This is a genomic window from Klebsiella sp. KTE92 (assembly GCF_000398905.1).
In the GTDB taxonomy this organism is placed as follows: domain Bacteria; phylum Pseudomonadota; class Gammaproteobacteria; order Enterobacterales; family Enterobacteriaceae; genus Klebsiella; species Klebsiella variicola.
The window spans coordinates 1-3,804 of sequence record NZ_KB976102.1 but is presented as its reverse complement, the minus strand read 5'-3'; the positions used below and the strand labels follow the sequence as shown (position 1 = coordinate 3,804).

Sequence of the window (3,804 nt, the reverse complement as noted above, 5' to 3'; positions counted from 1 at the left end):
AAAAAAAAACAATCAGCCGTGTATTTAGGCGATAGCGCCCTATTTACCATAACGTCTTCTTACGCGCACCGCGAAAACGGCCTCAGGGCGTTTCTGACGGGAAACCGGTAAAACAGGCAACAAACCACCCGAAAACCCGCCAGAAACGCACCTGATTTATTTTACGCACATGCATGGCTATGCACACCACCGCATAGCCGGTGATTTCGGTCGAGAAAAGGGTTCTGGACGTTAAAAGCATAAAAGAACGGGCCATCCAGGCCCGTCAAATGAGGACAACTCTGTAAAAGGACCGTCGCACCTGGTGCGGTGCCGGCGACAAGAAAAAGGTAGCTCATATCAGCCCCTCACCGGAGAAAAATATTTCCGGGCCAGTGCACAGACATCAGCCGTCCATAAATGCGATTTTAATCACAGGGAAGCGCCCCCCTTATTTATCGCGGCCAGAGACTGCTTTCTGGCCGCCTCAACCGCCACACGCTGTGTTCCCGTTAGCTCGTGCAGATAACGCAGGAACATCCTGTTTCCCTCTGCATGCGCCTCCTCACTGCCCTGTGCGTAGTATTCCACTATCGCGTTCACCACGGATTCATCCACCGTAATCAGCTTCATTCTGTCTCTCCGCTTTCTCTGTGACACCATCCTGGCATCACGACGGTCATCCTGGCGTGAAAACGGTGACCGGGCAGGCAAATTTTTTGTCTGTCCGGTCACCGTTGGCGGGGTCCGGGGCGGTCAGTCCCGGTTTTTTTATTCAGGCAATATGAGCACCTGCGACACCCGCTATGTACGACGCATAAAATGCGCCTGTACATAGCGGGAGTCGCTATTGAGCGGAGTCAGACGCAACATTTAAAAAACAACATTCACACGCACGAAAAACCTGGCTAGTATTTAGTCAAACCATGAGCCCGCGCACTCTGACGCGCACCTGCCTACCGGCAGCAGGTAAAACAGCCGGGTCCCTCCGGGGATACTGTACCGGGCAGCCCAATCCGAGAACACTGAGACAACAGCCCAAATCTGTCAGACCCACAACCGGGTCAAGTCATTCTCTGACTAAAGAGACGTTGAGCCGCGAGCAGTCCGGGCTTAACCACGTTACGGTTTAAACGAGGGCGATCGGCGCAGGCCGCAGTGGATTTCCACTGATGTTCTTACACACCGGAGTACAGATGGAATTTGATACCGCCGCCGAACTGGCCGCCCTGCAGGCGCAGACCCGCCGTATCCGCCAGGTCCGCTACCGTCCCTCCCGCCTTGACCGCTATACCGGCGAACTGCTGAGCCTGTACCAGGCCGGGGCCAGTGCAGCGGAGCTGCAACGCTGGCTCCGGGCCCGGAGAATCAAAGTGGTGTTGTCCACGGTTACCCGCTGGCTGGAAAAAAATGGCTAAATTCGCCAGCGCTGCCCGCCAGGCGGCTGGCGTGATAAAACCACTCCAGGGAAATATTCTGCGCTCTGTCGGCACAGTCCGGAATTACGAGCAGGGACTGACCCGCGTCGCAGAGTGGATGAAAGAGAACCGGCTCAACCACGGTGATTTACGCACACTGACACCGGCGCAGGCCATCACCTACCTGGAGCAGCGCGGGGAGCAGGTCGGCCAGAAAACGCTCGATATGGAACGCCAGGCCATCCAGGCCATGATGATCCACGTGACGCAGACCCTCCCTGCCGGCGAACACCTGCCGGTGGTGAAATCGGAGCAGGCACAGATCCTGAGCAGCCGGGCCTACAGCCCGGACCAGGTAGCCCTGATTGCCGCAGCACAACAGCCCGCCAACGCCCTGGCCACCGCGATTGCCCTGGCCGCCGGATTACGCGCCCATGAACTGCTGACCCTCGCGCCCCGCCAGGAGCGTGCACCGGATCCCCGTCCGGCAGCGGACAGTAAATTTGCCGGTCGGGAGGGTGTGATTTACACCGTTCAGGGCAAAGGCGGCCTGGTCAGGGAAGTCCTGATACCGTCCCCCCTGGCTGAACGTCTGGAGCATGTCAGGCTGGCGAGCCCGGTCCGGGTGACCGATCGCGGCGTGTTTTACCAGAGTCAGTACGCCATTGGCGGAGGCCAGCGCTGGTCGAACGCTTTCAGTGCCGCCTCCATGCGTACCCTGGGCTGGTCACGGGGGGCACACGGCGTGCGTCACAGCTACGCCCAGCAACGGATGCAGGAGCTGCAAAAACTCGGTCTGGTTCGTGATATGGCCCTGCGCACCGTCAGCCAGGAAATGGGCCATTTTCGTCCGGAAATCACGGAGACATACCTGCGATGACAAGAACGTTTATTTTATTGTGTACCGGTGTTTTCGCCATCGCGTACGCCCTGTATGAGCTGAAACATATGGGCGTTTACTATCCGGATGCCAGTAATCCGCAGCTGTTCACTGGCTGGAAGGCGGTCACCGAACTCGGTCCCGCAATCCTGGCTACGGGGATCGCAGCCACAGCGTTCTCGCTGTGGCTGTTCATTTTGTTTTTCAGAGGCTCAGAGTACCGCCGGATACAGCGCGAGATAAGCGGATATCAGCAGGCACTGAGGGAGGCAGAAGAGGCGCATACCGCCAGACAAAATGCCCTTATCAGGGATCACAACATGAAGACAGAAACCCTGCACAGTCACTATTGTGATGCGGCGAATGTACTGCGGGAAGAGTATGCGAAAAGAGAAAAGCGCTGGCGTCAGGCGTTGCAGAATGCCCGGGAAGAAGCCAGGCAGGAGCTGGAGGAACAGACGGAGGCACTGAATCAGCGCGCGTCCGGCCTGCTGGTACAGGAGCAGGCACTGAAAGCCAGAATGGCGGAAGTCAGAAAGTATGTTGCCGGAGAGCGGCATAACGCCATGCGGGCCCGTCTGGAAGCAGAGGAAGCAGAGAAAAGGCGACAAAATGCCAGCGCAACAGCGGAACGGCGCAGACGGAAACTGGAAAAACTCCAGGCCACTGACGGAACAGCAGGGCAAAAACACTGAGGCATTTCAGGACTGCCAGAAACGCCACCAGGCACGGGGCCGGGTCGTGTTCTGCCGCTTCTCTTCCCGGTTCTCCAGCAACAACATCGCCTGTTTCAGACTGTCGATATGTGAATCTCTGGAGGCAAGAAGGGTGTTCAGGTGTTCAATTTCCTGTTTCAGAATGTAAATGACCTGTTCATTACGGTCAGAAGTGACTGTGTCACGCTGTCCACTGACCTGTTCTTCCGCCTGTTCAACGGATACCGGCGCAAAGGCACCAAACACCCGCAAAAGCTCTGAAGTCTCGAGCATTTTCGCATTCCGTTCACCCCGACAGGTGGACAGCTCACCGGCTTTAATTAACCTGTGCAGGGTTGTCCTGCTCTTACCCGTCAGGCGTGCAGCCTCACTGATCGACACTTTCGCCATCAGTCACCCTCCTGTAGTGCATCCAGTCGTAGGGACAGTGTACGGAAAAGATGCTCCGCATCATCGTGGAGTTTCTCACAAAGGTCAGCCTCCACATCGAGATCAAGCTCGTTAAGCTTCTCCAGCAGGAGCAGGGACTGATTCTGGATGAATTTAGCCATGTTCAGGGCAGTTTTCTGTTGTTTCGTCATAAGGGGCCTCAGGGCGTCAGTGCTCAGTGTCAAACCGGTCTCTTTTCCGCTTCCTCGCTCACTCAGTCGCTACGCTCCTGCCGTTCGGCTGCGGCGAGCGGACGGGACACACAGAAGAGTAATAGCTATAACCAGGAAGAGAAGAGCCTGTGGAAAAGGCCACGGCGTTGCCGTTTTTCCATAGGCTCCGCCCCCCTGACAAGCATCACAGAATCTGACGCTCAAATCAG

General features: G+C 56.8%; 6 protein-coding genes and 1 pseudogene. 4 read left to right on the top strand and 3 right to left on the bottom strand.

The annotated features are described in order from the left end of the window. Window positions 1-411: 411 nt before the first annotated feature. Complete coding sequence (locus tag A1WC_RS00005; RefSeq protein WP_016162092.1) at window positions 412-612, bottom strand: hypothetical protein; 201 nt, start codon at window positions 610-612, stop codon at window positions 412-414. A gap of 563 nt (window positions 613-1,175) precedes the next feature. Here A1WC_RS00005 and A1WC_RS00010 point away from each other — a divergent pair. Genes A1WC_RS00010 through A1WC_RS00020 form a run of 3 tightly spaced genes read left to right on the top strand, consistent with a single transcriptional unit; the run spans window position 1,176 to window position 2,972 of the window. Beyond that, window positions 1,176-1,397: a hypothetical protein gene (locus tag A1WC_RS00010; RefSeq protein WP_016162091.1), complete on the top strand. Its 222-nt coding sequence runs from the start codon at window positions 1,176-1,178 to the stop codon at window positions 1,395-1,397. Continuing rightward, window positions 1,390-2,277 (top strand): hypothetical protein, encoded by an 888-nt coding sequence (locus A1WC_RS00015; protein WP_016162090.1) that lies wholly within the window; start codon window positions 1,390-1,392, stop codon window positions 2,275-2,277. Before A1WC_RS00010 ends, A1WC_RS00015 begins: the two co-directional genes overlap by 8 nt. Beyond that, window positions 2,274-2,972, top strand: coding sequence for a hypothetical protein (locus A1WC_RS00020; protein WP_016162089.1), 699 nt, complete (start codon window positions 2,274-2,276; stop codon window positions 2,970-2,972). Before A1WC_RS00015 ends, A1WC_RS00020 begins: the two co-directional genes overlap by 4 nt. 6 nt (window positions 2,973-2,978) lie before the next feature. Here A1WC_RS00020 and A1WC_RS00025 read toward each other — a convergent pair whose 3' ends face one another. Next, on the bottom strand, window positions 2,979-3,383 hold the full coding sequence (locus A1WC_RS00025; protein WP_016162088.1) for a helix-turn-helix domain-containing protein: 405 nt from the start codon (window positions 3,381-3,383) through the stop codon (window positions 2,979-2,981). Then, the gene (locus A1WC_RS00030; protein ID WP_016162087.1) at window positions 3,383-3,574 is read right to left on the bottom strand and encodes a Rop family plasmid primer RNA-binding protein; all 192 of its coding nucleotides are present in this window, start codon (window positions 3,572-3,574) and stop codon (window positions 3,383-3,385) included. The genes A1WC_RS00025 and A1WC_RS00030 overlap by 1 nt, the downstream gene beginning before the upstream one ends. On the opposite strand from A1WC_RS00030, the pseudogene A1WC_RS28375 reads away from it, so the two are divergent. Continuing rightward, window positions 3,485-3,804: pseudogene (locus tag A1WC_RS28375) on the top strand (hypothetical protein); the annotation flags it as partial. The gene A1WC_RS00030 and the pseudogene A1WC_RS28375 sit on opposite strands and share 90 nt — an antisense overlap.